We start from the raw sequence: 26285 nt of genomic DNA, 5'->3' as shown, positions 1-26285 counted from the left end.
TTTCCGGGCAGCGGGCGATACTGGCCGCCACTGCCCGGAGATCCCCATGACGCGTCCCTCCCCCGCTCTGCCCCTTGACGGTGCCATCAGCCGCTACGCCGAAACAGAGGCCCCCGCCGCGATCCGCGAGGCCCTGAAGAACGCGAAAAAGAACGACATTCTCGACGCCAGCTTCCCCTATCGCCAGGGGCTTGAGAAAGCGGCCTATAACGCGCAGATGCTGCCGCTGCAGATCCAGATGGTGCGGCTGCAGAATGATCTGCGCCAGAGCGGGCGGCGGCTTGTCGTGCTTTTTGAGGGCCGCGATGCCGCCGGCAAAGGCGGCACCATCCGCACCGTCACCGAAAACCTCAACCCGCGCCACGCGACCGTCGTCGCTTTGCCCAAACCCACCGAGCGCGAGGCCACTCAGTGGTATTTCCAGCGCTATATCGACTGGCTTCCGGCGGCGGGCGAAATGGTCTTCTTTGACCGCTCCTGGTACAATCGCGCCGTGGTGGAACATGTCTTCGGCTTCTGCACACCCGAGCAGCGCGAGCATTTCTTCCGCCAGCAACCCGGCTTTGAGGAAACGCTCGCCGATGAAAACATCACCCTCGTCAAAATCTGGCTCAATGTCGGCCGCGCCGAGCAGTTGCGCCGCATGATTGACCGCGAGCGTGACCCGCTCAAACAGTGGAAGCTGAGCGCCATTGACGCCGAAGGGCTGCACCGCTGGGAAGATTACACCGCCGCAATCCGCGAGATGCTGCGCAGAAGCCATATCCCTGAAGCGCCCTGGACGATCATTCGCTCAGACGACAAGCGCCGCGCGCGCATCGCCGCCATGCAGACCATCCTGCACCGCATGGAGTTTGAGGGCAAAGATGAGGCAGCCATCGGCGCGCCCGACCCGCTGATCGTCTCGGACCCGGACCTGCGGCATGGCTAAAGCGGGCTATCACCACGGCAACCTGCGCCAGGCGCTGGTCACCGCAAGCCTCGATCTGATTGAGAAAAACGGCCCCCAGGGCTTCACCCTGTCAGAAGCCGCAAAAGCCGCAGGGGTCACCCCGGCGGCGGTCTATCGCCATTTCCAGGGCCGCGAGGATCTGCTGGCGGAGGTCGCGCGGCAGGGCTTTGAGATCTTCGGTGATCTGATGGAGCACGCCTGGAACGGCGGCGCACCCTCGGTGCTTGCAGGCTTTGAGGCGACGGGCCGCGCCTATCTCGCCTTCGCGCGGCGCTTTCCGGCGCATTACATGGCGATGTTTGAAAGCGGCCTCAGCCTGTCTGCCTGGCCGGAGTTAAGCCAGACCGCACGCCGCGCTCAAACCCCCCTCCTCCAGGGTGCCGAGGCGCTGGCGGCCGCGATCCCCGAACATCGCCGCCCGCCGCCTGCGATGTTCGCCGCCCATATTCAGGCACTGAGCCACGGCATCGTCGAGCTGCATACCCGAAACCCCGCAAACCCGCGAAGCCCCTTCGCGGCCGAGGACCTTCTGGAAAGCGGCATCGGGATCTACCTGCGCGGCCTCGGTGTCATTGCCCCGGATGGGTAATCCCCGCTCGGGCGAGCCGCGACAGCGTCTGTGAGATCACAGGTCTGCCCTTCCAAAGACCGGATAAAGAAAAGCGCCCCGAGAGGGCGCTTTTGCAAACTCCCGCCGGGGAGACGCCGGTCAGAGACGCGCGGGCGCTTCCTCAAACTTCACCGACTCGCCACAGCCGCAGCTGTCGATCACATTGGGGTTGCGGAACTTAAACCCGCTCTCCAGCAGCGAGACCTCATAATCGATCTCGGTGCCGATCAGAAACATCTGTGCCATGGGCGCAATCAGCACCCGCGCGCCATCCTGCTCGACGACCTCATCGAGCGGGTTCACCTCAGACACATAGTCCATGGTGTATTCCATCCCCGCACAGCCGCCCTTTTTGACGCCGATGCGCAGCCCCTGAGAGCCGTCACGCGCCATCAGCTTCGCGATCTGTTTTGCCGCCGACGGCGTCAGCGTCACAGCCGCTTTTCCCGGAATGCCAAACATCAGGGGTCCTCACATAAACCCAAGTTCGAGCCGCGCCTCATCGGACATCATATCCATGCCCCAGGGCGGATCGAAGGTCATGCCTACGTCAACCTGCTTCACACCCGGCACGGCATTGACCGCATCGGCCACCCAGCCCGGCATCTCCCCCGCCACCGGGCAGCCCGGCGCGGTCAGGGTCATCATGATCTCAACCGCGTTCTCCGCATCGATGGAGATCGTATAGACCAGGCCCAGATCATAGATGTTCACCGGGATTTCCGGATCAAAAACCGTGCGACAGGCCTCGACCACCGACTCATAGAGCGGATGCTCGGTGGACGAAGGCCGGATCAGCGGCTCGCCTTCCAAAAGATCGGTCGATTGAGTGCTCATGGCAGATCCGTCCCGGCAGTCGGTGAATATCCTGACCCTGATATAGGATTTTACTCAGGAACGTCCAGTGCCAGGGGGAAAATCAGCCATCGGCGGGACGCGCTGTCACCTTGCGCCCGGACCTGCGGGACCTGTATGGAAGGCCCGTTTGGATCATTCTGGAGACACCCCATGGCCGAAGGCTTCGGATTTACGCTCAAAGCCACCGATGGCGCAGCCCGGACAGGGGTCATCCATACCACCCGCGGCGAAATCCGCACCCCCGCCTTCATGCCTGTCGGCACCGCTGCCACGGTCAAGGCCATGATGCCCGACTCCGTGCGGGCCACCGGTGCGGATATTCTTCTGGGCAATACCTACCACCTGATGCTGCGCCCCGGCGCCGAACGGGTGGCCCGCCTTGGCGGTCTGCACAAATTCATGAACTGGGAACGCCCGATCCTCACCGACAGCGGCGGTTTTCAGGTCATGTCGCTCTCTTCGCTCAGAAAACTCACCGAAGAGGGCGTGACGTTCCGCAGCCATTACGACGGCTCAAAACACGTCCTCACCCCCGAACGCTCGATGGAGATTCAAAAGCTCCTCGGCTCTGACATCGTCATGTGCTTCGACGAATGCCCCGCCCTGCCCGCGACGGAAGCTGAGGTGGCAAAATCCATGCGCCTCTCAATGCGCTGGGCACAACGCTCGCGCGACGCCTTCGGCGATCGCCCGGGGCATGCGCTTTTCGGCATCATGCAGGGCGGCGTCACCCGCGATCTGCGCGAGGAATCGGCGGAAAAACTCAAATCCATCGGCTTTGACGGCTATGCCGTCGGCGGCCTCGCCGTCGGCGAAGGCCAGGAAGCGATGTTCGATGTGCTGAATTACGCCCCCGGCTTCCTGCCTGAGGACAAACCGCGCTACCTGATGGGCGTCGGCAAACCCGATGATATCGTCGGCGCCGTTGAGCGCGGCATCGATATGATGGACTGCGTGCTGCCCTCGCGCTCGGGCCGCACCGCCCAAGGGTGGACCCGCCGCGGCCAGGTCAATCTGCGCAATGCCCGCCACCAGGACGACCCGCGCCCGCTCGATGAAAACTGCAGCTGCCCGGCCTGCCGCAACTATTCGCGCGGCTATCTGCACCATGTCATCCGCGCGCAGGAGATCATCGGCTCGATGCTGCTGACCTGGCACAACCTGCACTACTATCAGGACCTGATGCAGGGCCTGCGCGACGCGATTGAGGCCCAAAACCTCAAAGCCTTCGTCGCCGATTTCCACGCCAAACGCGCCGAAGGCGATATCGACCCGCTCTGAGCCTGAAGGCCCCGCCCGGCTTTGGCTTTTTCCAAATACTCCCGGGCGGGGTCCGGGGAGGGCAGGCAGCCCTCCCCGGCGCTCTCAACTTAAAAAAACCGGTAACGGCTGAGCACAGCCCGCGCTCATCCCTCCGTCACCACCCCGTTTTCAAGCTTCACCACCCGGTCCATACGCGCGGCAAGCTCAAAGTTATGGGTCGCGATCAGCGCCGAAAGCCCGGTCTCGCGCACGATCTCCATCAGAACGCCAAAGACCTGATCCGACGTTGCCGGATCAAGATTGCCCGTCGGCTCATCGGCAAGCAGAAGCTTCGGCCCATTGGCCAGCGCCCGGCAAAACGCCACCCGCTGCGCCTCACCGCCCGAAAGCTGCGCCGGCCGGTGGCCGGCCCGTGCCGAAAGCCCGACCCGCCCCAAAAGTTCCAGCGCCCGCGCTTTGGCAGCCCCGCCGGAGGCGCCATTGGCCAGCTGCGGCAGCATGACGTTTTCCAGCGCGGTGAACTCCGGCAGCAGATGGTGGAACTGATAGATAAACCCCACCTCCGCCCGGCGGATCTCCGTCCGCGCCCGATCGGACAGACGGCCCGCATCCTGGCCCGCGATCACCACCTGCCCGCTTTCAGCCTCATCCAGAAGCCCGGCAATATGCAGAAGCGTCGATTTACCAGAGCCCGAGGGCGCCACCAGCGCCACAACCTGGCCGCGCGGCAGCTCCAGATTCACGCCCCGCAACACCTCAACCGCGGCAGGTTTTCCGGGATTATAGGTCTTGGTGATCCCCGAGAGGCTCAGAACGATCTCACTCATGACGCAAAGCCTCCACCGGGTTCATCCGCGCTGCGCGCCATGCGGGCGGCAGCGTGACAACAAAGGACAGCCCCAAGGATAATGCCGCCGCCTTAACAACATCCACGAGCCGCAATTCAGCCGGCAGCGCATAAATCCCACGGATCGCCGGATCCCAGACCCCGCCATCGCCGACACCATTCACAACCGCGAAAATGAAGTCGATATTGACGACGAACATCACCCCGAGAAACAGCCCCAGTGCCGTCCCGGTCACGCCGGTGGCCACACCGCAAAGGAAGAAGATCCGCAGCACGGCGCCTTCGGTCAGCCCCATGGTGCGCAGGATCCCGATCGCCCGGCTTTTCGTGCGCACCAGCATGATCAGACCCGCGATGATATTGAGCGAGGCGATCAGCACGAGGATCGACAGGATGATGAACATCACATTGTCCTCCACGCTCAGCGCCCTCAGAAAGGCACCGGAACTGTCGCGCCAGGACCAGAGCAGGGCCCCGTCTCCGGCGGCCCCGAGAAGGGCGGGGGACATCTCATCGACCTTATCGGGATCGCGGACCATCACCTCGATCTCATCCGCAAATCCTTCGCGGTTGAAATAGCTCTGCGCTTCGGCAAAAGGCATGTAAATCCGCGTGCGGTCGATGTCATAGCGCCCGGCGGTGAAGATCGCCACCACCTCATAGGCGCTGACCCTGGGCGAGGTGCCAAAGGCTGTCTTCACCCCGTCGGGAGAAATAAGCCGGACGCGGTCACCAACCATAACCCCCAGCTCCCGCGCCACGCCTGAGCCGATTGCCACCCCTTCGTCAAAGCGCGAGAGATCGCCTTCCAGCGTGGCCTCATCGCCTGCGACGCGGGGAATGCCCTTGAGATCTTCAAGGGTGATCCCGAAAACCTCTGCTCCGGCATTGCGGCCATTGGCATTGGCCATGATCTGGCCACGGATCAGCGGCGCGGCACGGGTGACCCCCGCGACCTGCGACAGCCGCTCTGCCTCGGCCTGATAATCGGGAATGCCACGCTGCAAGCCGCCTTCAGGCGTGGAGCGCGCGGCATGATAGACCGTCACATGGGCATTGGCCCCGAGGATGGTGTCGACAAATTCCGTCCGGAAACCCGAGCGCACGGCGAGTGTTGCGACCAGCGCAAAGACAGCCAGCGTAATGCCCAGGAGAGAGATGATGGTAACGACGGAGACCCCGCCATCAGCCCCGATGCCCCGCATATAGCGCCAGGCAACCATCCATTCGAAACGCGAAAACGGCGCGGTACGATTAGCCAAATGTCCCTCCGGTCAGACCTGCGGCACCATTGACAGGCCTGTCCGAAAGGTCAAGGCTGCAGGGAAGGACTGGCGACGCAGAGATATGACAGCTGCGCGAGCGGGAACCGGAAAAGGCCGAAAATGGCGGATCAGCGCTCACAGCGCGATCGAAACGGCCGCGAACAGACTGCCTTTCGCCCGATGCCTGTCGCCTCTGCGACGGCGGAGCCTCAGTGACGCAGGGGCACTGCACGGGGCTCGCTGCGAAGCCCCTCTGCGCCGCGGTAGGCGCTGAAGTCTTCGCCCGGCCGGTCGCCGATGCGCCGCGCCTGTCGCAGGACAAGCGCAGAGCAGGCAACGGCTGACAGGCCATAGCCGGTCAGAACTGACGCCATCAGACCCATTCCCAGGGCCCAGAGCGTCAGCGATCCGGCGAAGCCGATCAGAGAAGCGAAGATGACAAAAACGCCTGCCATTGACGAATACCTTAAGCCCGTTTCACGGAATGATTGCACAGGACGAAGACGAGGGGCAGCATCTCCACAGGACAAAGTGTCCTCTTCGGAGCGTTCTGCGTCAAGACTGTCGCTAAAATGCAGGTGAAATCCCGCGTATCGGCGGAATTTGTTTCAAATTTGCATCCAATTCCCTGGTGACTCCAGCAAAAAGAGGGGCTGGCACCCCTCTTTCCGATTCACCTCAGGGTTGTATCCCGAAACCTCAGATGTTTTCGTAGATCGCAGCGATCTTCGCAATGGCAGCTTCCGCCGACATCTCTTCGGAAAGACCGGTACGACGGCTGGTGACTTCGACCACGCCATTGGCCAGACCGCGCGGACCGACGGTGATGCGCCAGGGCAGACCGATCAGATCCATGGTGGCGAATTTCGCCCCCGCCCGTTCGTCGCGGTCATCGTAAAGCGCCTCAAGACCCTTTGCCGCCAGACCTTTGTAAAGCGCGTCACAGGCCGCATCGGTGGCCGCATCACCCTGCTTGAGGTTGACGATCCCCACCGGGAAGGGTGTCACGCCTTCGGGCCAGATGATGCCCTTATCGTCGTGGCTGGCCTCGATGATCGCCCCGATCAGGCGCGAAACGCCGATGCCATGCGAGCCCATCTCGACCGGAATCTGCTTCCCTTCCGGGCTGACCACGGTTGCGCCCATGGCCTCAGAGTATTTGGTGCCGAAGTAGAAGATCTGACCCACCTCGATCCCGCGTGCAACCCTGCGGTGCTCTTCGGGGACTTCGGCGAAAATCCCCTCATCATGGGTCTCGTCGGTGCGCGCATAGAGGGTGGTGAACTCGTCACAGACGGCCTTCACCTCCTCACGGTTGTCATAATCAACAGAGCGGTCGCCCAGTTTCAGCTCGGTGACGCGCGCATCATAGAAGACTTCCGACTCACCCGTCTGGGCGAGCACCAGAAATTCATGGGTATCTTCGCCGCCGATCGGGCCGGAATCGGCCCGCATCGGAATCGCCGTCAGGCCCATGCGCTCATAGGTGCGCAGGTAGCTGACCATATGGCGGTTATAGGCGTGCAGCGCGTCCTCTTTGGTGAGGTCGAAGTTATAGCCGTCCTTCATCAGGAACTCGCGGCCCCGCATCACGCCGAAACGCGGACGCATCTCATCGCGGAATTTCCACTGGATCTGATAAAGCGTCAACGGCAGCGATTTATAGGAGGAGACATGGGCACGGAACATATCCGTGATCATTTCCTCGTTGGTCGGCCCATAGAGCATCTCACGGTCATGGCGGTCTTTGATGCGCAGCATCTCGGGGCCGTAAGCGTCGTAACGCCCGCTCTCGCGCCAGAGATCCGCCGATTGCAGGGTCGGCATCAGAACCGGAACGTGACCGGCGCGGATCTGTTCTTCATTAACGATCTGCTGAATGCGGTTGAGCACCCGCAGGCCCAGCGGCAGCCAGGAGTAAATCCCCGCCGACTGCTGTTTGATCATACCGGCCCGCAGCATATAGCGGTGCGAGACGATCTGCGCCTCTTTGGGGTCTTCCTTCAGAACGGGCAGGAAATAGCGGGACAGACGCATGGGCGGCCTCTGGCATAAGGGTTTGCGGTTTCCTAACGGCTGCGCCCTGCCCTGACAAGTGCGCCATGGGCGGGCGCAGGGCGGCAGAGGGGGGCGCAGCCTGCGGCTTTTGCATCTCAAAGCGCCATTCTCCTTGAACGCCGGCGCTTCCTGGGCAATCTGTTCAGAAATATGAGGAAGAGTAACATGGCGCATCCCGTCCGCGATCAGCTGAAATACTGGGCCATCGGGATGCTGGTGTTGTTTCTGGTGCTCTGGGCGCTCGGCAAGGTGATGCTGCCCTTTCTGGTGGGGGGCGCCATTGCCTATTTCCTCGACCCGGTGGCAGACCGGCTGCAAAAGCTGGGCCTGTCGCGGACGGCGGCCACGGCGATCATTTCACTCGCTGCGGTCTTTGCCACGGTGGCCTTGTTTTTGTCGGTCATCCCGACGCTGGTGCGCCAGCTCAGCGAGCTGATCAACGCGGCCCCTGAGATCATCCGCAAGCTGATGGATTATCTTTATGAGCGCTTCCCGGATCTGAGCGACAATACCTCCACAATCCGCACCTCCCTTGCCGAGCTGGGCGAGGCGATCAAATCGCGCGGGATGGTGGTGGTGAATACGCTCATCGGCTCTGCCGTCAGCGTGCTCGACTGGGTTTTGTTTCTCGTTATCGTGCCGGTCGTGGCCTTTTACATGCTGCTCGACTGGGACCGCATGGTGCGGCGGATTGATGAGCTCTTGCCCCGCGCCTATGCCCCGACCGTCCGTCATCTCGCCTCAGAGATTGACCGGGTTCTGGCCGCCTTCGTGCGTGGTCAGCTGACCGTCTGTCTGATCCTCGGCGGGTTTTATGCGGCCGCGCTGGCCGCAGCGGGTCTGCAGTTCGGCTTCATCGTTGGCGCAATCGCCGGGGCCATCACCTTCATTCCCTATGTCGGCTCGATCGTCGGCGGTGCGCTCGCCATCGGACTGGCCCTGGTTCAATATTGGGGCGACTGGTGGTCGGTGGGACTGATTGCCGCAATCTTCGCGGTGGGACAGTTCCTGGAAGGCAATGTCATAACCCCGCGTCTGGTCGGCGGCTCGGTCGGGCTTCATCCGGTCTGGCTGCTCTTTGCCCTCTCGGCCTTTGGCTCGCTCTTTGGTTTTGCAGGCATGCTGGTGGCTGTGCCGGTGGCTGCCGCGATCGGGGTTCTCGTCCGCTTCGCCTCAGCGCGCTACGTCGAGAGTGACCTCTATCGCGGCGACGCGCCGCCCGAGCCGTAAGCCCCCCCTTGGGCGGCTTTTTGTAATTTCACACAAAGCCGCCTTGCACCCCGGGTTTTGTCACACCACTGTCACAGAGCAGCTTCATCAGTGACACCATGACCCAGGCCGACTTTCTCTCCGCCCCCTTCGCCGATCCCGTCACCCTTCCCGAAAGCGAAACGGAAGGCGCGACACGATTTTTTAACCGTGAACTCAGCTGGCTGGCCTTCAACTGGCGTGTGCTGGAAGAAGCCGCAAATCCGCGCGTCCCGCTGCTGGAGCGGCTGCGCTTTCTGTCGATTTCCGCCACCAATCTGGATGAATTCTACACCGTTCGCGTGGCCGGTCTGCGCCAGCTCGTGCGATCGGGCAACCGGATGCTCTCGGACGACGGCCATCCGCCGGCAGAGCAGCTGCGCCTGATCAATGCGGATGCCCGCGATCTGATGAGCACGCAGCAGAAAACCTACCGCAGCCTCAGCGCCGAGATGGAAGAGGCCGGGATCTCGATCCTGACCCGCGCGCGGCTGACGCAAAGTGACCGCGACTTTCTGCGCGACTATTTCCTGCATCAGGTGTTTCCGGTGCTCTCGCCGCTGGCGATCGACCCGGCCCACCCCTTCCCCTTCATTCCCAACACCGGTTTTTCGCTGGGCCTTGAGCTTGAGCGCACCTCAGACCGCCGCAGGCTTCAGGCGCTGCTGCCGATCCCGAACCAGATCTCGCGCTTTGTGATCCTTCCCGCTGAAGAAGGGAAGTTCCGCGTTCTGCCGCTGGAAGACCTGCTGCTGCTGAACCTCTCCTCGCTCTTCCCGGGCTATGATGAAATCGGCCACTGCGCCTTCCGGGTGCTGCGTGACAGCGACCTTGAGGTGGAAGATGAGGCCGAGGATCTGGTCCGTGAGTTTGAAACGGCCCTCAAGCGCCGCCGCCGCGGTGAGGTGATCCGGCTGAAAATCTCGGCCGGTGCGCCCGAGGCGCTGCGCGCGCTGATCATGGAAGAACTCGATGTCACCGCGGATGAGGTGGTTGAGATCAAGGGGCTGATCGGGGTTGCCGATCTGAAAGAGCTGGTGATCTCATCGCGCCCTGATCTGCTGTGGCCGCTCTTCACCCCGCGCGTGCCCGAACGGGTGCTCGATCACGACGGCGATATTTTCTCTGCGATCCGGCAAAAGGATATGCTGCTGCATCATCCTTATGAGACCTTCGACATGGTCATCCGCTTTTTGCAGCAGGCGGCGCGGGACCCGAATGTGCTGGCGATCAAACAGACGCTTTACCGCACGTCCTATGACAGCCCCGTCGTCGACGCGCTTTGCGAGGCGGCTGAGAACGGCAAGTCGGTCACCGCGCTGGTTGAGCTGAAAGCCCGTTTTGACGAGGCCTCCAACATCCGCCAGTCGCGCCGGCTGGAGCGGGCGGGCGCCCATGTGGTCTATGGCTTCATGCACCTCAAGACCCATGCCAAAATCTCAACCGTCGTCCGGCGTGAGGGGGACAGTCTCGTCACCTATACCCACTTCGGCACCGGGAACTATCACCCGATTACGGCGAAGATTTACACAGATCTCAGCTTCTTCACCTGCGATGCGGCCCTGGGGCGGGATGCCACCAAAGTCTTTAATTACCTCTCAGGCTATGTGCAGCCCGACAACCTCGAAAACCTGGCTATCTCGCCCATCAGCCAGAAGCCGCGTCTGCTGGAGCTGATCGCGGCGGAGGCTGAGCACGCCCGCCAGGGCCGTCGCGGTGAAATCTGGGCCAAAATGAACTCGCTGATCGATATGGAGATCATCGACGCGCTTTATGCGGCAAGCCAGGCCGGGGTGAAGATCAGCCTGGTGATCCGCGGCATGTGTGGTCTGCGCCCGGGCATTGCGGGTCTGTCGGAAAACATCCGCGTCAAATCCATCGTCGGACGCTTCCTTGAGCACAGCCGCATCGTCTGCTTCGGCGGCGGAGAGGGTCTGCCCTCCCGCAATGCGCGGGTCTTTATCTCTTCGGCGGACTGGATGCGGCGCAACCTCAACCGCCGGGTCGAGACCCTGGTTGAAATTTTGAACGCCACCGTGAAGGCCCAGATCGTCAGCCAGATCATGGCGGCCAATATGGCCGATGAGGAGCAAAGCTGGGTCCTGGGGCCGGAGGGGCGCTATTCGCGCCAGTTGCAAAGCGAGGACCAGCGCCTTTTCAACTGCCACCGCTTTTTCATGGAGAACCCTTCTCTTTCGGGCCGTGGCTCGGCGGGGGCGGCAGATGTGCCGCGACTGGGCTTTTCCGGGGATTGACGCGCGGGGCCCATCCGCGCATTTTCGCGCTGTGGACCCAAGCTGCCGGAACCCCGCTTGAAATCGAATCTTAAGGGATATGCAGCGCTTCAGGTCGCGGGGGGGGTTCACCTCGCGGCCTTTCCCCCTTCACGGCAAAGCCGGATTTCCTGATGACCGATGACTTTGAGCCCTTTGGCCGCCCGCTTTTTGAGGACCCCTCTGCCCGTGCTCTGAGCCGGGTTGGCGTGGTGGATGTCGGCTCAAACTCGGTGCGGATGGTGGTCTTTGACGGCGCGGCCCGCAGCCCGGCCTATTTTTACAACGAAAAGGTCATGGCGGGCCTTGGCAAGGGGCTGGCACAGACCGGTCGGCTGAACCCCGAAGGGCGCGTGCGGGCGCTGACCGCGCTTCGCCGCTTTGCAGCGCTCGCCGAAGGCATGGGCATTGCGCCGCTGACCGTGGTGGCCACGGCGGCCGTGCGCGAGGCTGAGGACGGCCCCGAATTCCAGGCGCTGGTTGAGCGCGAAACCGGCCTGCGGCTGTTCGTGATCGACGGGCAGGAGGAGGCGCGGCTCACCTCTCAGGGGGTTTTGCTGGGCTGGCCCGATGCCTCGGGCATCGTTTGTGACATCGGCGGCAACTCGATGGAGCTGGCGCGGATCGGCAAAGGCAAAGTGGGCGATCGCATTTCCACCCCGCTTGGTCCCTTCCGGCTGCAGCAGGTTGAAGGCGGCGCCGAGCAGCGCGCCAAAGTCATTGAACGGATCCTGCGCAAAGCGCGTTCGGTGGTGAAGCCTGAGGGGGAGCGGCTTTACCTCGTCGGCGGTTCCTGGCGGGTGATTGCACGTCTTGATATGGAGCGTCGCGGCTATCCGCTGACGGTTCTGCACGAATACCGGATGGAGCCGGACTCGGTTCTGGAGACCGTCGACTGGATCCGTCGCAATGATGCCGCGGCCCTGCGCAGCCGGACCGGAACCTCAGCAGAGCGGATGGAACTGGTGCCTCTCGCGGGGGAAGTCCTCTCGGCCATGGTGCGCATGTTCAAACTGCGCGAGATCGACGTCTCTTCTTACGGCATCCGCGAGGGGCTGCTTTATGAGCAGATGCCGCAGCGCCTGCGCGAGCGTGACCCGCTGATAGAGGCGGCGCGCCAGATGGAGGCCACGCAGTCGCGTATGCCGGGCTTTGGTAAAAAGCTGTTCACCTTCCTCACCCCGCTCTTCAAAGAGGCAGATGCCGAGCGCACGCGGCTGATCAAAGCGGCCTGCCTGCTGCATGACACCACCTGGCGCTCTCATCCCGACTATCGGGCTGAGGTCTGCTTTGAGAATGCCACCCGCGCCAACCTTGGCGGGCTTGATCATCCGGGGCGGGTCTTTCTGGGGCTCTCGCTTCTGCACCGCTATAAAAACAGCCGCGCAGGCTCGCGGTTTGAGCCGCTCTTCCGGCTTTTGAACGAAGAGCAGCTGCGTCAGGCTGAGGTTCTTGGCAAAGCCATGCGCTTTGGCGCGATGTTTGCGCTTGGAGATCCGAATGAGGCTGCCGCGCTGAAATGGCAGCCGAAGAAGAAACTGCTGGAACTGACGCTTCAGCCGCGCGGCGAGGCCCTCTTTGCCGAAGTGGCGCAGGCGCGGTTCAAATCCCTGGCCAATGCCCTTGGGGCCACCACCACCATCAAAATGGCCTGAGCGCCTTTCAATGCAAAAAGCCGCCACCCTTCTCCGGGATGGCGGCTTTTTCAGATCAAAGGCCGATACTCAGGCCGCTGCAGGTCGCAGAGGGACCGCCACGCGTGCATCCGGAACCGTCCGGCCATAACGCGACACCGCAAGACCCGAGGGGTCGATCTGCGGCTGAACCCCCGACATCAGATCCGACAACAGCCGGCCCGAGCCTGCCGCCATCGTCCAGCCCAGCGTGCCATGCCCGGTGTTGGTCCAGAGGTTGCGATAGGGCGTCTGCCCCACGATCGGGGTGCCATCGGGCGTCATCGGCCGCAGACCGGTCCAGAAGCTGGCCTGGGTCAGATCCCCTGCACCGCCGAACATCTCCGTCAGCGATTTTTCAAGGGTCTCACGGCGACGCTGATGCAGGCTCAGATCATAGCCTGCGATTTCGGCAAGGCCGCCCACACGGATCCGGTCGCCCAGACGGGTGATCGCAACCTTGAAGGTCTCATCCATCACGGTCGAAACCGGGGCCTTTGCCTCATCCACGATGGGGGCGGTGATCGAATACCCCTTCAGCGGCTGGATCGGCAGGCGGATGCCCAGATGTTTCACGAGCTGCGGCGAATAAGAGCCGAGCGCCACAACGTAAGCATCCGCCTCCATCAGCCCTTCCGAGGTGGTGACCCCGGTGATCCGGTCACCGTTCGACAGGACCGAATGGATCGTCACGCCATATTTGAAGGTCACCCCCGCGGCAGCGGCTTTTTCCTGCAGCACATTGGTGAATTTGAAGCAGTCGCCCGTGCCATCGCCCGGCAGACGCAGACCGCCCGCAATGCGGTGGGCCGATCCTGCCAGACCCGGCTCTGCGGCCACGCAGCCGGCACGGTCCAGCACCTCAAAGGGAACGCCGTCCTTGCGCAGGACTTCGATGTCTTTCGCAGCGGCATCGACCTGCTTTTGCGTGCGGAAGACCTGCAGCGTCCCCTGCTCGCGGTTGTCATAGCTCAGTCCCGTCTCGGCGCGCAGGTCGTCCATGCAGTCGCGGCTGTATTCCGCCAGACGCACCATGCGGCTTTTGTTGCGCGCATAGGCTTTCGAGGTGCAGTTGGCCAGCATCTCAAGCAGCCAGCGCAGCCGGTCTTTATCGGCGGTCCAGTGCAGGACCAGGGGCGCATGGCGCTCAAACATCCACTTCATGGCTTTGAACGGCACGCCCGGCGCGGCCCAGGGGGCGGAATAGCCGGGGCTGATCTGGCCCGCATTCGCAAAGCTGGTTTCCTGGGCTGCGCCGCTGGCGCGGTCAATCACAGTGACCTCATGGCCCGCCTTTGCCAGATACCAGGCAGAGGTCACACCGATGACACCGGAACCAAGGATAAGAATACGCATGCTGATCTCCGCCGCGCGAGAAGACTGTTCCCGCGATGCTAGACCCTTTCCATGTGCATTTTCTGCGTTTCTTCAGTTAAGGCGGGATGAATTCACGAAGAAAACCCCGCCCGGGCTGACCGGGGCGGGGTTTTCTTCGATCATTTCAAAAAGAGGCGCAAGATACGCCCACCGAGGCTCTGGATCGTCTCAGGCCTGGCAATAGGCCTGATTGCGGGTCCAGGAGGCAATCTCAGCGCGTTTCGAGGCATTGCGCATCGGACCCCAGTCCATCGCCAGACCACCCCAGGCACCGGGGCCGCCCGCGACTTTGCCGGTTCTGGCGACCTGACGCGCGGCGATATTGACGGCGCAGCTCAGATTGGCTTCGGCCTCATAAAGCGCGCCCGCATCGCAGCCATAGGCACGCGCCGTGGCAGGCGAGATCTGCAGAAGACCGCGGTATTTTCCGCCCGCACCCGCAGCCTGCGGGTTCCAGGTGCTCTCATGCTTGGCAAGCGCTGAGAAGATTCCCACCCAGAACGCCTGCTTTTCTGCCTCAGAGGCGCCCGGATAGCCGGGGCAGAAGGTGGTGACATCCGAGAGCGGCGTTGCAACCAGGGCCTGTCCCCGCGTCGAAATCGCAGCCAGCGTTGCTTTGGTCCAGTTGTCGCCATTGGGCCGGTGATCCCAGCGGGCGACAGGGGGTTCTGCGGTCGCATTGGCACTGTCATTGAGCGTGCAGGCGGCGGGCAGAAGCGCAACAAGGGCGACGATCAGCGAGCGGGTGAAGGGTCTCATCAGAGGATCCGGGCAGCACCGGATCCAGTGCCCGGCGCGCGATTGCTGCCTGCCACCCCCCGGGAGGGCAACCCCTGCGCCCCTCACTCCATCAAAACTGGCGAAATTTCGCCGGAATCAGCGTCAAACATCCGCAATGTTCCTGATAAACCCCCGCTCTGCTCCCATCGGCGGTCTTTTGCCAGAGCCTGCCGCCGGGGTGGATTCGGCCCCTCTCCGCCGGAAAATCATGCAGTGGGAAAAGCGGGATTGCGGCTCTGTGACCCGGCCTCGCGGCTTGCTCAATTTCGCCTGCTGCGCTATTCGGCAGGCTGCAACACCGGAGGCAGACCATGCTCGACCTGACCTATACCGCGCCGCAGCCGAAAGTGTATGCGGGCGCCAAGCAAGACTGGGAAATCGTAATCGGCATGGAGATCCATGCTCAGGTCTCGAGCCAGGCGAAGCTTTTCTCCGGCGCCTCGACCTCTTTTGGCGCAGAGCCCAATTCCAACGTCGCTTTCGTTGACGCCGCCATGCCGGGCATGCTGCCTGTCATCAATGAATTCTGCGTCGAGCAGGCCGTGCGCACCGGTCTGGGCCTGAAAGCAGAGATCAATCTGCGCTCGGCCTTTGACCGTAAAAACTACTTCTACCCGGATCTGCCGCAGGGCTATCAGATCAGCCAGCTTTATCACCCCATCGTGGGCGAAGGCGAAGTGCTGGTCGAGATGGGCCCGGGCGTCGCGCGTCTCGTGCGTATCGAACGCATCCACCTTGAGCAGGACGCCGGTAAATCGATCCACGACATGGATCCGGCGCTCTCTTTTGTGGACTTCAACCGCACCGGCGTGGCGCTGATGGAAATCGTCTCGCGCCCTGACATCCGTGGCCCGGAAGAAGCCGCTGCCTATGTGACCAAGCTGCGCCAGATCCTGCGCTATCTCGGCACCTGCGACGGCAATATGCAAAACGGCAACCTGCGCGCTGACGTGAACGTCTCGATCTGCCCGATCGGCAATTATGAGAAGTTCCAGGCGACCGGCGATTTCGGCTATCTCGGCACCCGCTGCGAAATCAAAAACATGAACTCGATGCGCTTTATCCAGGCTGCCATCGACGTTGAAGCCCGCCGCCAGATCGCCATCGTCGAAGACGGCGGCAAGGTCGATCAGGAAACCCGCCTCTACGATCCGGACAAGAACGAAACCCGTTCGATGCGTTCGAAGGAAGAGGCGCACGACTACCGCTACTTCCCCTGCCCGGATCTGCTGCCGCTGGAAATCGAGCAGGAGTGGGTGGATGAGATCGCGCGCACCATGCCGGAACTGCCGGATGCCAAGAAGCAGCGCTTCATGCGCGACTTCGGCCTGACCGATTATGACGCCTCGGTTCTGACCGCCGAACTTGATGCGGGGGCCTATTTTGACGCTGTGGCCCAGGGCCGCGACGGCAAGATCGCTGCCAACTGGGTCATTAACGAGCTGTTCGGCCGTCTGAACAAAGAGGGTCTCGACATCGCCTCGAGTCCGGTTTCGGCAGCCCAGCTTGGCGGCCTGCTGGATCTGCTTGGCGCACAGGTGATCTCGGGCAAACTGGCGAAGGATCTCTTTGAGATCCTCTGGACCGAAGGCGGCGATCCGGCGGTCATCGTCGAAGAGCGCGGCATGAAGCAGGTGACCGACACCGGCGCGATCGAAAAGGCCGTCGATGATATCATCGCCGCCAACCCCGCTCAGGTCGAGAAAGCGAAGCAGAACCCGAAACTTGCGGGCTGGTTCGTGGGCCAGGTGATGAAGGCGACCGGCGGCAAAGCCAACCCGGCGGCAGTGAACGACATCGTCAACGCCAAACTCGGCCTCTGAGAAGCGGCCTGCTGACAGCGAGAACCCCGCCCCACCGGGCGGGGTTTTTCTTTGGCAAATGCCGGAATGGCTGACGGGCGGTCGCAGGACCGTTTGCACAGACCGCCGGGCAGAAAAAAGCCGCCCGCGGTAAACGGGCGGCTCACTGTCAGGATCTCAGGCTCAGAGCTTGGGGGCGGCGCCCGTCATGCCCTTTTGCAGCTCATAGGCCTCCTGAAGGCGTTTAGCCTCTGCCGGCGACCAGGTTTTCCAGAAATCTGCATAGGCCACATCGCCTTTACGCAGTTCTACCTTCATCAGCGAGGCGCGGCCCGGTGCCTGGAAATCTTCGCCGGTGTAGATGATGACCGAGGCCCCGCAGGCAATCTTCAGGGTTTCCCCATCGCTTCTCATGCCGATGCTGCTGTAGGGCACGCTCACGCCCTGAAGATGGATCTTCTCATCGCAGACGTCGCCATAGGCCTTGGGGTCGGCCGTCCCGGCGCGGTCATAGTAGATGTGGCCCTTCATCGCGCCTTGGCCGTGCTTTTCGGCCAGCGATTTATCCAGCACCGCAATGGCGAGGTTGGCCGAGGCCGGGACGCTCCACTCGCGGCCGAGGAAGGCGACCTTTTCCGGCTCCTGGTCGCCTTCGAGCTTCGAGGTCCAGGTGATGTAGAGATAATCTTCGGGCTTATTGCCGACAGCCGCGGTGCCTTTGCCCCAGATTTCCAGCGCGCGGGTGCTGCCGTCGCGGTAGCTCAGCGTATCGCTGTGCCCCTCAAGGCGGGCAAAACCTTCGGCGGTCAGTTTGGCCTCAATAGCCGGGCGCTCTTCGCCGATGGTCATGCCCAGGATGTCAAAGCCCTTGGGCGCGGTAACGGCATCGGCTTCGGTGAAGGGACGAAGCACGGTGAAGAGATCGTAGGTATTGCCTTTCAGGGGACCACCTTCGGTGAACGTCACCGAAAGCATGCCGTTCTCGCCCGGCTTTGAGGTAAAGGCGATCTCAGAAGGGCAACTTGCCGCGCTTTGCTGCTGCACGGGCGTGGCATCCTCAATGCTGCCGTCTGCCGCGCGTTTGAAGGCCAGGACGCATTTGCCGAATGCCATGCCGCCGAACCCCTGAACGTCGACGATCAGTTCACCATAACCGCCGATCTGCGTCAGCTCGAAGCCGACCTGGCCCTGGGCATCGCGGTAGCCGTTGACGGTGTGAAAGCCGTCGGTATTGGCAAAGGCCTGGCTCGCTGAGCCCAACAGCACCGCGCTCAGAGCGGTCGTTCTCAACATGTGACGCATGGCGCGCCTCCCCTTCAGAATGATGCGGGGATGGGTGCAAGGCGCGGAGGGAAAGTCAAGAACCGCCGGGTATAACGCTGAAAAAATAAACGTTTCAACCGGGGGAAGATGCACTCTGCCCCCGGCTTAAAGTCAGCGTACGATGACCTTTGCCCCGGGCGTGACCCGGGCGTGCAGGTCAATCACATCCTGCTGGATCATCCGGAAGCAGCCGGCCGAAGCATTGGTGCCGATCGAGCGCCATTCCGGCGTGCCATGGATGCGGAAGCCCGTGTCGTGACCGTCTTTATAAAGATAGATGGCCCGCGCCCCGAGCGGGTTCTTCGGGCCGCCGGGCTGGCCGTCTTTCCAGCGCTCAAGCGAGGGAGTGCGCTTGATCATCTCCGGGGGCGGCGTCCATTTCGGCCAGCGGGCCTTGTGGTTCACCACCGTCTCGCCCTTCCAGCCAAAGCCGTCTTTACCCACGCCAATGCCATAGCGCAGCGCCGAGCGCTCATCCTGGATCAGGTAAAGATGGCGCGTCGTGGTGTCGACGAGGATCGTGCCCGGGGCCTCTTCGGGCAGCGGGTTCGGCACCAGAGTGCGCTGATACTGCACCGGCACTTTCGCCGGATCGACGGCCGGAATTTTAAATCCGGCGTCTTCGCGCGCGGACCAGTCCAGCGGCTGAAGCTCTTCCGCGATGGGCGGCGGGGGTTTGGGAACGAACTGACCCTTCTCCGGGTCCCAGGTGCAGGCTGCCAGAGCAAACAGAGCAGCCGTAAGAATGAGCTTTTTCATACCCTCTCCGGGGTTATTCCATCGGGAGATACTTGCAATGTTTTTTGCCCCGAAGGAAGGGGCGGGAAAGCCCCACCCCCCGGGAGAGGGTCAGAGTGTGCTTCGCATGCGCCACAACTCAGGGAAAAGCTCCACCTCCAGCATACGGCGCAGATAGCTGACCCCCTCGGTGCCGCCGGTGCCGCGCCGGAAGCCGATCACCCGCTCCACCGTGGTGACATGGTTAAAGCGCCAGCGGCGGAAGTAATCCTCAAAATCCACCAGCTTCTCAGCCAGTTCATAGGCTTCCCACCAGCGGTCGGGATTGCGGTAGACTTCGCACCAGACCGCCTCAATGCGCGGATCTTCCACCCAGGGGCTGCGCAGATCGCGGGTGAGGATGTCCTGTGGCACCGGCAGGCCCATCCGCGCAAGCGCGCGCAGCGCCTCATCATAAAGCGAGGGCTTTGCCAATTCGGCCTCCAGCGCTGCCATCAGATCGGGGCGATGCGCATGGGGGCCAAGCATGGCGAGGTTGCGATTGCCCACCGCATATTCGATCAGCCGGTACTGCGCCGACTGAAAGCCCGAGCTTTGCCCCAGACTGGGGCGGAAGCTCTGATAATCGCTGGGCGTCATGGTGCGCAGAACATCCCAGGCCGAATTCAGCTGCTCAAAGATCCGCGCAATCCGGCTGAGCATCTTGAAGGCCGGGCGCAGACGGTCTTGCGAAAGCGCCTGACGGCAGGCCTCCATTTCATGGAGGGCGAGGCGCATCCACAGTTCAGAGGTCTGATGCTGGATGATGAACAGCATCTCATCATGAGAATCCGACAGCGGTGTCTGGGCTGAAAGGATGGTATCGAGCTGCAGATAATCGACATAGGACATCCGGTCCTGAAACGACATCTGAGCGCCCTCGCGGGCGGGATTATAGGGACACTGGCTCATATCTGGCTCCGGGTAAAAGGGGACGAGAGGGCTCAGGCCCGGCACGTCCCCACCCAAAGCTCCGCCATCCTGCGCCAGAGGCAGGCCCAGGCCGCAGGGCGGCACAGAGGCGGCAGTCGTTCCATCAGGTCACAGCGGCTTTCATCTTATAGTCCGCCCGGTCCCAGGCCCGGGTGGCAAGAATTTCGGCAAGGATGTCCACGGCGCGGTTCACCTCGTCAAGCCCGATGTAAAGCGGCGTGAAGCCAAAGCGCAGAATATCGGGAGCGCGGAAATCCCCCACCACACCGCGGGCGATCAGCGCCTGCATCACGGCATAGCCCTCAGGATGGCGGAAGCTGACCTGCGAGCCGCGGGATTTGTGATCGAGGGGCGTGGCCAGGTCCAGACCCGGACATTTCGCGGTGACACCGGCGATGAAGGCATCGGTCAGTTCCAGCGAACGGGCGCGCAGATCCTGAACCGAAACCCCCTCCCAGACATCGAGCGCCGCATCGAGGGCGGCAAGCTGCAGGATCGGCGGCGTGCCGACCCGCATCCGCTCAATCCCGGTGCCGGGGCGATAGGCCAGATCAAAGGCGAAGGGGCTTTCATGGCCCAGCCAGCCTGAAAGCGCCGGGCGCACCTGATCGGCCAGACGCGGGGCCACATAGATAAATGCCGGGCCGCCGGGGCCGGAGTTGAGATATTTATAGCTGCAGCCGACCGCGAAATCAGCGCCGCCTGCGGCCACTTCGCAATCCACCGCCCCTGCACTATGCGCCAGATCCCAGATCGCCAGCGCCCCCGCGGCATGGGCCCTGGCGGTCAGCGCTGCCATGTCGTGACGCCGCCCCGTGCGGTAATCGACCTCAGTTATGAGAATGGCCGCCACCGTCTCATCAATCGCCTCCGCGACCTCTTCCGGGGCTACGGTTTTCAGAACGTAATCCGGCCCGAGCGTGCGCAAAAGTCCGTCGGCGATATAGAGGTCAGAGGGAAAGTTTCCGGTGTCCGACAGAACCACCCGCCGCTCGGGGCGCAGCTCGAGGGCCGATGCCAGCGCCTGATATACCTTGATCGAGAGCGTATCGCCCATGACCACCGCGCCTGCTTCGGCCCCGATCAGCCGGGCGATCCGGTCACCAACGCGGCGCGGCATCTCCATCCAGCCGGCCCGGTTCCAGGCGGTGATCAGCATGGCGCCCCACTCCTGCTGCACGGCCTCAGCGATGCGCGCAGGCACTGCCCTGGGCAGCGGCCCCAGCGAATTGCCGTCGAGGTAGATCAGGCCCTCAGGCAGATCAAACAGGGCTTTGGTTGCGTTGAAATCGACCGTCATAGCGCCGCTCCGTGGCAGGTGTGGAGGGCAGTGAAACAAAGCGCGGCAGAAGTTTCAAGCTTAAAGCGTCAACCCATCCACTCGACATCTTCGGGCAGTGACAGGAGATCCGGCAGATCGGGCGCAAGGCCCTCGCGCGCCAGATACTCACAGACCCGCCCCCGCGCCTCACCCTGCGCCCAGAACACCTGGGTCAGACAAAGCCCGAGCGGCTGCGACACCACCCGTCCGCTTTCCGGAGCATACCAGTAAAGCTGCCCCGAAGTCCCCTCCGGACCCTGCCGCGCCGCCCAGGCCACCAGAAGCGCATCGACATTCAGCCGCTCGCGCCGCCAGGCCGAAAAATCGACCTGCGCCAGCCCCTCAGCCAGGGCGGGGTGCAAGACCTCTGAGACCTGCTCAAGACGGCGCATCCAGATCAGATCGCGCACCAGAGCGCGCGACAGAAGATCGCCGAAGGCCCCCTCCCGGGCCATCAGAAGCCCGCGCAGACGCGGCACCGGCAGCGTCGCCAGATATTCCAGCAGCAGATGGTTCTGCCAGCGGTTAAAGCGTGCCATCTGCAGGCACCAGCGCTGAGTGATCACGTTAGACTGCCATTGCTGCCCCACCTGCCCGACTATGCCCGATGGATCCGGCTTTGCATCTCTTTTTTGGTGCATAAGCCGCAGGCAGTCGCGAAAAAGTTGCAGTCAATTTTCTGCCACCGGGGCGCGCACCCTGCCCGCGCGCACTCTTCGTGCTTGAGGGCGGCTCTGGCCTTCGCTAGGCTCCCAAACCTGACATCCCCCGCTTTGAGGACCAATGATGATCCGCAAATCCGCCCTTCTTCTTTCTGCCGTAACCTTTCTCGGCACACCGGCATTCTCGGCAGATGCTGATCTGACGATCTTTGACTGGGCCGGTTTTGAGGTCGATGGCCTCTTTACGGATTACGTCGCCAAACACGGCCAGAAGCCCACCTTCGCACTCTTTGGCGATGACGATGAGGCCTTCCAGAAGGTCGTCTCGGGCTTCCGGGTGGATGGCGTTCACCCCTGCTCGCAGATGGTGTCGAAATACCGCGACGCGGGCCTGATTGAACCCTGGGACACCTCAAAGATCCCGGCCTTCAACGACATCTACCCCGAGATGCTGGATTCGGAGATCTTCAAAGACGACAAGGGCGTCTGGTTCCTGCCCTCTTACTGGGGGGTGACGGCTGTCGCTTATAACACCGAGACCGTCCCGGCTGAGGATGTCGCCTCACTTCAGGTCTTCGTGAACCCGAAATACCAGGGCCGCATCTCGCTGCCCGACAGCTCCGATGACGTCTGGTCGCTGGCCTATCTGGCTACCGGCGTGACCGACTGGACCAATGTCACCGAAGAGCAGTATCAGGCCGCTGCCGACTGGCTGCGCAAGGCCCATGAGAATGTGTACCACTACTGGGCGGACCCGGCCGATCAGATCCAGCAGATGGCCGCAGGTGCAGTCAGCATCTCCTGGTCCTGGAATGACGGCGTGGCGCTGCTGCAGGCAGAGAATTTCCCCGTGGGCTTCCAGCGTGAGGCGAAGGAGGGCTCGGCCACCTTCACCTGTGGCTTCGTGAATATGAAAGACGGCCCCGGCTCGGAAGAGAAGCTTTACGACTTTGTAAACTCCTGGATCCGCGCCGATGCGGCCCAGCCGCTGCTGGATGAGATGGGCTATGGCCATTCCAACCAGAAAGGCATGGAATCCATCGATCAGGCGACCTTGCTGAAAGCCGGCCTGCAGGAGATTTCTGCACCGACCCTCGCGCAGGTTCCCAATGACCCCAAACTGCGTGAGCGTCAGCTGGCGGAATTTGAGAAAATCAAAGCCGGTTTCTGAGCGGTATATGTTCCACAGATTTTTGAAAGCCGGCCCCGTTGGGCCGGCTTTTGCCGTTCAGCTTCCGATCCATGGCGGATAATCGCTGCAACTCTGGATTTAGCAACCGCCCGATGGATTAATTAACCATTTTCTTCCGTGGGTTACCCGGGATCCGATCGGGCCGATGCGTTTCGCCCCCTAATTGCGCGGCTCACGATCCTGAGAGCAAAAGGAACTCCCCTCCCCCGGCGCGGCTTGCCTCATCAGCAATTCAATCTGCCGAATGGAGGAAAACCGATGCTGATCCACAAGACACCGTTGATGGCGGGCATTCTGGCGCTCGCCTTTGCTGCCCCCGCTCTGGCACAGACCCCGGCCACCCCGGGCACGGCCGATACGCCTGCTGCCCCCCCGGCCGTGACCATGCCGCCGGCTGATACTGCTCCCACGGGCACCGCCCCGGCTGAAACCGCCCCCACAGGTACGGCCCCGGCAGGCACAGCCCCCGCCGGCACCTCCACGACGGCCACCCCGGCGATGGACTGCGAAGCCGAATTTGCCCGCCGCGATACCGATGGCAGCGGCCTTCTGAGCGAGACCGAGGCGCCCTCTTACTACGCCCGCGCCCGCATCGACGGCAAAGAGATCGCAGCGAGCGGCGTCAGCAAGGAAGAATTTCTTTCAGCCTGCGACGGCGATGCCTTTGACCGTACCGAACCGGAAGCCGGTGCCCCCTTTGAAGGCGCCAACAGCTTTACCGAAAATCAGGCCCGTGACCGTGCTATTGCCTGGGGCGTCACCGATGTCGCTGAAATGAGCAAAGACGATCAGGGCATCTGGCGCAGCACCGGCCGTCTTGACGGGGCCGATGTCAATGTCGCGGTCGATTACAAAGGCAATGTCGTCGCCACCCCGAAGTAATCCGGTTCAGAGTGAGGAGAATTTAAATGACTGTTATCACCCGTCTTTATCACAGCTATGACGATGCCCGCCGCGCGATTGATGCCGTCAACGGATTGCATCTGAGCGGTGTTGAGGCCTCTTTCGCGGGCAATGAGACCGTTCAGGATACCCACCGCAGCTACCAGACCCGGATCGGCGAGCCCACTGACAGCGTGACTATGCATGACGCGCCGACCGGCACTGCGACGGGTGCAGGCGTCGGGGCCGCGGTCGGTGGCGGCGCGGGCCTGCTGGCAGGCTTGGGCATGCTCGCCATTCCGGGCCTCGGCCCGGTCGTGGCAGCCGGCTGGCTTGCGGCGACCCTCGCAGGTGCGGCGGGCGGCGCTCTGGCCGGGGGCGCGATCGGCGCGCTGGCCGATCTGGGCATCCCCGAAGAGGATGCGCCCCTTTACGGTGAGGCGCTGCGGCGCGGCGGGGTTCTGGTCTCGGTGCGCACGCCTGACGAGCACCGCGTCGCTGTTGAGAATGCCCTGAGTGTGGTCGCTGCCGCCGAAGTTGCAGAACTCCGCAGCCGCTATGAAGGAGAGGGCTGGCATGCCGCAGAAACCGAAGAGGAACGTGCAGAACGCCTGCGTCGCACCCCGCCGCCGATGATCTGACCGCCCGATTCGCGCCCGTGGCCATTCCTAGCCGCGGGCAGTCCTTTGCCCGAAAACCGGAGATCGCCATGACGGAAAATCCCGAAAAGACCGCCCCGCCAACCGCTGCCCCGGCGAAATCCGGGTCGCCGCCGCCCACCGGGCAACGCGAAGATCAGCCTCTGCGCCAGATCGGCGCGACTCAGGAAGAGGCCGCTGAAGACCAGGACGAGGGTTGAGGCGGCCAGTCGGCGCCCCTTTCCCATGTCCTTGCCTGCGTGGTTTTGTCACCGCCCGCCCCGAATGGAGTGGGCGGCGCCTTGTTTTTAAAGGGTTTTTACATCGGGTCCTCCGCAGGCGTCACCGCTCTGTCACCCATGCCGTTGCAGAGGGGCAAAGACTGTGCGAAAGGCGCGCTTTCCCGCCTGACAGCCAGAAAAGACCACCATGCACCTCTCCGAAAAAGACCGCGACATGCTGCTGAAGACTCTGGACAGCAAGAACCCGGAACTGCTCCAGGCCCGTATGGCCAATGCGCTTTTGCTGCTGGCAGACGGGCTCAGCGCTGAGGATGTGGCCGGCCTTCTCTTCATCGAAGAGCAGACCGTATCGACCTGGGAAAAGATCTACGCCCGTCGCCACGCCGCCTGAAGACCTCAGGATTCGCCGGCTGCCCTGCCAGCCGGCGCCCTGTCCCGGGGCCTCAGGGCCCGACTTGAGACGCTGAAAGATCCGGGCGGAGATTAAAACGACTGCGGACATTTAAATGTCGCAAGTGCTGCCAGTGTGTCTTCAAAACGTCCCCGGCTTTTTAGCGAAAAACTGACGCTGCGCCCGCCGATGCGGTAGAGGAGGAGCGTCCCGCCTTCGGTCGAGGGTCGCATCTCCGCCGCCGATAGAAGCCGGATCAGCGCCCAGGGTCCATGCCGGTGGAGGCTGTTTTCAACCCCCTCCCGCTCCGGCTCAAGGCTGATCCGCGCCCCGCCCGAGCGCCCCGGCCATGGCACAATCAGATCCCCGAAGTCTTCCGGGCCATAGGCTGTCCTATGCCCGTCAACTTCCAGCGTTATCCTTTGATCCTGCGCATCCGGTGCATGTGTTCCCAAACGGTGCGGTCTCAGTCGAAAACCTGCGCCGGAGGGAAGATCCGCCGCGAAAAAGCCGTCACGGATCTGCGCAGCGCGGTCAAAGGCTGCGATGACAAAAGGCGCCAAGGCAGGATCTTCCTGCGCCGCGCCGTTCTGGTCGGTCTCCGCTTTTTCTGTGGCAGTGAGATGTGTCTGGAAGAACCGCTCTATTGCACCCTCCGGCCCGAAAAGCGCCAAAAAGTCTTCCGGATGAACCTCAGCCTGAGCCCCTGGCTGGAAAGGATAGCCACCCTGGGTGACCTTTTCGCAGAGCGGCAGAACCTCGCTCTGCCAAAGCTGCGTGAGACGGCTGCGCAGACCGCTCCCCTCCGGAGCGGCGCGCGCCGCACGGATCTGCATCAGCCAGCGGTCGAGCAGGCGGGAGGGGTCTGAAGACCCGCCCCGCACGGCCGCGCCGATTCGCCCTGACGAACCGTCCCGG

At 62.7% G+C, this 26285-nt stretch carries 25 protein-coding genes and 1 pseudogene; 12 read left to right on the top strand and 14 right to left on the bottom strand.

The window, feature by feature from the left end:
- Positions 1-46: 46 nt before the first annotated feature.
- Positions 47-931 carry a polyphosphate kinase 2 gene (gene ppk2, locus EP867_RS02620; protein ID WP_128486656.1) on the top strand — a complete coding sequence of 295 codons (885 nt, stop codon included), beginning with the start codon at positions 47-49 and terminating at the stop codon, positions 929-931.
- Positions 924-1541, top strand: coding sequence for a TetR/AcrR family transcriptional regulator (locus EP867_RS02615; RefSeq protein ID WP_128486655.1), 618 nt, complete (start codon positions 924-926; stop codon positions 1539-1541). The genes ppk2 and EP867_RS02615 overlap by 8 nt, the downstream gene beginning before the upstream one ends.
- 120 nt (positions 1542-1661) lie before the next feature.
- Here the strand turns inward: EP867_RS02615 and EP867_RS02610 are convergent, their stop codons facing one another.
- Together EP867_RS02610 and EP867_RS02605 are read right to left on the bottom strand one after the other, a co-directional pair.
- Entirely contained in the window at positions 1662-2024 is a 363-nt protein-coding gene (locus EP867_RS02610) for a HesB/IscA family protein (RefSeq protein WP_128486654.1), read from the bottom strand.
- A gap of 9 nt (positions 2025-2033) precedes the next feature.
- On the bottom strand, positions 2034-2399 hold the full coding sequence (locus tag EP867_RS02605) for an SUF system Fe-S cluster assembly protein (RefSeq protein WP_128486653.1): 366 nt from the start codon (positions 2397-2399) through the stop codon (positions 2034-2036).
- A gap of 171 nt (positions 2400-2570) precedes the next feature.
- On the opposite strand from EP867_RS02605, the gene tgt reads away from it, so the two are divergent.
- A complete protein-coding gene (gene tgt / locus EP867_RS02600) occupies positions 2571-3701 on the top strand; it encodes a tRNA guanosine(34) transglycosylase Tgt (protein WP_128486652.1) in 1131 nt (376 codons plus the stop codon).
- A 125-nt stretch (positions 3702-3826) separates the two neighbouring features.
- Here tgt and EP867_RS02595 read toward each other — a convergent pair whose 3' ends face one another.
- The 4 genes from EP867_RS02595 to proS form a co-directional block, all read right to left on the bottom strand.
- Entirely contained in the window at positions 3827-4510 is a 684-nt protein-coding gene (locus EP867_RS02595) for an ABC transporter ATP-binding protein (RefSeq protein WP_128486651.1), read from the bottom strand.
- Positions 4503-5792 carry an ABC transporter permease gene (locus EP867_RS02590; protein WP_128486650.1) on the bottom strand — a complete coding sequence of 430 codons (1290 nt, stop codon included), beginning with the start codon at positions 5790-5792 and terminating at the stop codon, positions 4503-4505. The genes EP867_RS02595 and EP867_RS02590 overlap by 8 nt, the downstream gene beginning before the upstream one ends.
- A 212-nt stretch (positions 5793-6004) precedes the next feature.
- Positions 6005-6250, bottom strand: coding sequence for a hypothetical protein (locus EP867_RS02585; RefSeq protein ID WP_128486649.1), 246 nt, complete (start codon positions 6248-6250; stop codon positions 6005-6007).
- A 244-nt stretch (positions 6251-6494) separates the two neighbouring features.
- Positions 6495-7832: a proline--tRNA ligase gene (gene proS, locus EP867_RS02580; protein ID WP_128486648.1), complete on the bottom strand. Its 1338-nt coding sequence runs from the start codon at positions 7830-7832 to the stop codon at positions 6495-6497.
- A 186-nt stretch (positions 7833-8018) separates the two neighbouring features.
- Here proS and EP867_RS02575 point away from each other — a divergent pair, with 186 nt between their 5' ends.
- The 3 genes from EP867_RS02575 to EP867_RS02565 all read left to right on the top strand — a co-directional run bounded on the left by EP867_RS02575 (position 8019) and on the right by EP867_RS02565 (position 13029).
- Complete coding sequence (locus EP867_RS02575) at positions 8019-9083, top strand: AI-2E family transporter (RefSeq protein ID WP_128486647.1); 1065 nt, start codon at positions 8019-8021, stop codon at positions 9081-9083.
- Positions 9084-9181: 98 nt separating this feature from the next.
- Positions 9182-11356, top strand: a complete 2175-nt coding sequence (locus EP867_RS02570; RefSeq protein ID WP_128486646.1) for an RNA degradosome polyphosphate kinase — start codon at positions 9182-9184, stop codon at positions 11354-11356.
- A 152-nt stretch (positions 11357-11508) separates the two neighbouring features.
- On the top strand, positions 11509-13029 hold the full coding sequence (locus EP867_RS02565; protein WP_128486645.1) for a Ppx/GppA family phosphatase: 1521 nt from the start codon (positions 11509-11511) through the stop codon (positions 13027-13029).
- Positions 13030-13098: 69 nt separating this feature from the next.
- On the opposite strand, the pseudogene EP867_RS02560 reads toward EP867_RS02565, so the two are convergent.
- Both EP867_RS02560 and EP867_RS02555 read right to left on the bottom strand, forming a co-directional pair.
- A pseudogene (locus EP867_RS02560) lies at positions 13099-14412 on the bottom strand (D-amino acid dehydrogenase); the annotation flags it as partial.
- Positions 14413-14592: 180 nt separating this feature from the next.
- On the bottom strand, positions 14593-15183 hold the full coding sequence (locus EP867_RS02555) for a transglycosylase SLT domain-containing protein (RefSeq protein WP_128486643.1): 591 nt from the start codon (positions 15181-15183) through the stop codon (positions 14593-14595).
- Positions 15184-15515: 332 nt separating this feature from the next.
- Here EP867_RS02555 and gatB point away from each other — a divergent pair, with 332 nt between their 5' ends.
- The gene (gene gatB, locus EP867_RS02550) at positions 15516-17027 is read left to right on the top strand and encodes an Asp-tRNA(Asn)/Glu-tRNA(Gln) amidotransferase subunit GatB (RefSeq protein WP_128486642.1); all 1512 of its coding nucleotides are present in this window, start codon (positions 15516-15518) and stop codon (positions 17025-17027) included.
- A 162-nt stretch (positions 17028-17189) separates the two neighbouring features.
- Here the strand turns inward: gatB and EP867_RS02545 are convergent, their stop codons facing one another.
- The 5 genes from EP867_RS02545 to EP867_RS02525 form a co-directional block, all read right to left on the bottom strand.
- A complete protein-coding gene (locus EP867_RS02545) occupies positions 17190-18308 on the bottom strand; it encodes a hypothetical protein (protein WP_128486641.1) in 1119 nt (372 codons plus the stop codon).
- 132 nt (positions 18309-18440) lie between these two features.
- Positions 18441-19088 (bottom strand): L,D-transpeptidase, encoded by a 648-nt coding sequence (locus tag EP867_RS02540; RefSeq protein ID WP_128486640.1) that lies wholly within the window; start codon positions 19086-19088, stop codon positions 18441-18443.
- A 90-nt stretch (positions 19089-19178) separates the two neighbouring features.
- The gene (kynA, locus tag EP867_RS02535) at positions 19179-20018 is read right to left on the bottom strand and encodes a tryptophan 2,3-dioxygenase (protein ID WP_128486639.1); all 840 of its coding nucleotides are present in this window, start codon (positions 20016-20018) and stop codon (positions 19179-19181) included.
- A 124-nt stretch (positions 20019-20142) separates the two neighbouring features.
- Positions 20143-21339 (bottom strand): kynureninase, encoded by a 1197-nt coding sequence (kynU, locus tag EP867_RS02530; protein ID WP_128486638.1) that lies wholly within the window; start codon positions 21337-21339, stop codon positions 20143-20145.
- A 68-nt stretch (positions 21340-21407) separates the two neighbouring features.
- Positions 21408-21899: a hypothetical protein gene (locus EP867_RS02525; RefSeq protein WP_128486637.1), complete on the bottom strand. Its 492-nt coding sequence runs from the start codon at positions 21897-21899 to the stop codon at positions 21408-21410.
- Positions 21900-22146: 247 nt separating this feature from the next.
- On the opposite strand from EP867_RS02525, the gene EP867_RS02520 reads away from it, so the two are divergent.
- The 5 genes from EP867_RS02520 (at position 22147) to EP867_RS02500 (ending at position 25367) form a co-directional block, all read left to right on the top strand.
- Positions 22147-23193, top strand: a complete 1047-nt coding sequence (locus EP867_RS02520; protein ID WP_128486636.1) for an ABC transporter substrate-binding protein — start codon at positions 22147-22149, stop codon at positions 23191-23193.
- Between the two features lie 279 nt (positions 23194-23472).
- Positions 23473-24096: a RodZ family helix-turn-helix domain-containing protein gene (locus tag EP867_RS19750; protein WP_164888743.1), complete on the top strand. Its 624-nt coding sequence runs from the start codon at positions 23473-23475 to the stop codon at positions 24094-24096.
- A gap of 26 nt (positions 24097-24122) precedes the next feature.
- Positions 24123-24737: a hypothetical protein gene (locus EP867_RS02505; protein ID WP_128486633.1), complete on the top strand. Its 615-nt coding sequence runs from the start codon at positions 24123-24125 to the stop codon at positions 24735-24737.
- A 68-nt stretch (positions 24738-24805) separates the two neighbouring features.
- Positions 24806-24955 carry a hypothetical protein gene (locus EP867_RS19745; protein ID WP_164888742.1) on the top strand — a complete coding sequence of 50 codons (150 nt, stop codon included), beginning with the start codon at positions 24806-24808 and terminating at the stop codon, positions 24953-24955.
- Between the two features lie 208 nt (positions 24956-25163).
- Positions 25164-25367, top strand: a complete 204-nt coding sequence (locus tag EP867_RS02500) for a helix-turn-helix domain-containing protein (RefSeq protein WP_124965382.1) — start codon at positions 25164-25166, stop codon at positions 25365-25367.
- 92 nt (positions 25368-25459) lie between these two features.
- Here EP867_RS02500 and EP867_RS20180 read toward each other — a convergent pair whose 3' ends face one another.
- Positions 25460-26203, bottom strand: coding sequence for a type VI secretion IcmF C-terminal domain-containing protein (locus tag EP867_RS20180; RefSeq protein ID WP_241656802.1), 744 nt, complete (start codon positions 26201-26203; stop codon positions 25460-25462).
- Positions 26204-26285: the final 82 nt, after the last annotated feature.

It is taken from the genome of Falsigemmobacter intermedius (assembly GCF_004054105.1).
GTDB classification, from domain to species: domain Bacteria; phylum Pseudomonadota; class Alphaproteobacteria; order Rhodobacterales; family Rhodobacteraceae; genus Wagnerdoeblera; species Wagnerdoeblera intermedia.
This window is presented reverse-complemented; position numbering and strand designations above follow the sequence as displayed.

Bases quoted from the DNA above. Each gene is read 5' to 3' on its own strand.
- ppk2 (WP_128486656.1), top strand. From the start codon at position 47: ATGACGCGTCCCTCCCCCGCTCTGCCCCTTGACGGTGCCATCAGCCGC.
- EP867_RS02615 (WP_128486655.1), top strand. From the start codon at position 924: ATGGCTAAAGCGGGCTATCACCACGGCAACCTGCGCCAGGCGCTGGTC.
- EP867_RS02610 (WP_128486654.1), bottom strand. From the start codon at position 2,024: ATGTTTGGCATTCCGGGAAAAGCGGCTGTGACGCTGACGCCGTCGGCG.
- EP867_RS02605 (WP_128486653.1), bottom strand. From the start codon at position 2,399: ATGAGCACTCAATCGACCGATCTTTTGGAAGGCGAGCCGCTGATCCGG.
- tgt (WP_128486652.1), top strand. From the start codon at position 2,571: ATGGCCGAAGGCTTCGGATTTACGCTCAAAGCCACCGATGGCGCAGCC.
- EP867_RS02595 (WP_128486651.1), bottom strand. From the start codon at position 4,510: ATGAGTGAGATCGTTCTGAGCCTCTCGGGGATCACCAAGACCTATAAT.
- EP867_RS02585 (WP_128486649.1), bottom strand. From the start codon at position 6,250: ATGGCAGGCGTTTTTGTCATCTTCGCTTCTCTGATCGGCTTCGCCGGA.
- proS (WP_128486648.1), bottom strand. From the start codon at position 7,832: ATGCGTCTGTCCCGCTATTTCCTGCCCGTTCTGAAGGAAGACCCCAAA.
- EP867_RS02575 (WP_128486647.1), top strand. From the start codon at position 8,019: ATGGCGCATCCCGTCCGCGATCAGCTGAAATACTGGGCCATCGGGATG.
- EP867_RS02570 (WP_128486646.1), top strand. From the start codon at position 9,182: ATGACCCAGGCCGACTTTCTCTCCGCCCCCTTCGCCGATCCCGTCACC.
- EP867_RS02565 (WP_128486645.1), top strand. From the start codon at position 11,509: ATGACCGATGACTTTGAGCCCTTTGGCCGCCCGCTTTTTGAGGACCCC.
- EP867_RS02555 (WP_128486643.1), bottom strand. From the start codon at position 15,183: ATGAGACCCTTCACCCGCTCGCTGATCGTCGCCCTTGTTGCGCTTCTG.
- gatB (WP_128486642.1), top strand. From the start codon at position 15,516: ATGCTCGACCTGACCTATACCGCGCCGCAGCCGAAAGTGTATGCGGGC.
- EP867_RS02545 (WP_128486641.1), bottom strand. From the start codon at position 18,308: ATGCGTCACATGTTGAGAACGACCGCTCTGAGCGCGGTGCTGTTGGGC.
- EP867_RS02540 (WP_128486640.1), bottom strand. From the start codon at position 19,088: ATGAAAAAGCTCATTCTTACGGCTGCTCTGTTTGCTCTGGCAGCCTGC.
- kynA (WP_128486639.1), bottom strand. From the start codon at position 20,018: ATGAGCCAGTGTCCCTATAATCCCGCCCGCGAGGGCGCTCAGATGTCG.
- kynU (WP_128486638.1), bottom strand. From the start codon at position 21,339: ATGACGGTCGATTTCAACGCAACCAAAGCCCTGTTTGATCTGCCTGAG.
- EP867_RS02525 (WP_128486637.1), bottom strand. From the start codon at position 21,899: ATGGCACGCTTTAACCGCTGGCAGAACCATCTGCTGCTGGAATATCTG.
- EP867_RS02520 (WP_128486636.1), top strand. From the start codon at position 22,147: ATGATCCGCAAATCCGCCCTTCTTCTTTCTGCCGTAACCTTTCTCGGC.
- EP867_RS19750 (WP_164888743.1), top strand. From the start codon at position 23,473: ATGCTGATCCACAAGACACCGTTGATGGCGGGCATTCTGGCGCTCGCC.
- EP867_RS02505 (WP_128486633.1), top strand. From the start codon at position 24,123: ATGACTGTTATCACCCGTCTTTATCACAGCTATGACGATGCCCGCCGC.
- EP867_RS19745 (WP_164888742.1), top strand. From the start codon at position 24,806: ATGACGGAAAATCCCGAAAAGACCGCCCCGCCAACCGCTGCCCCGGCG.
- EP867_RS02500 (WP_124965382.1), top strand. From the start codon at position 25,164: ATGCACCTCTCCGAAAAAGACCGCGACATGCTGCTGAAGACTCTGGAC.
- EP867_RS20180 (WP_241656802.1), bottom strand. From the start codon at position 26,203: ATGCAGATCCGTGCGGCGCGCGCCGCTCCGGAGGGGAGCGGTCTGCGC.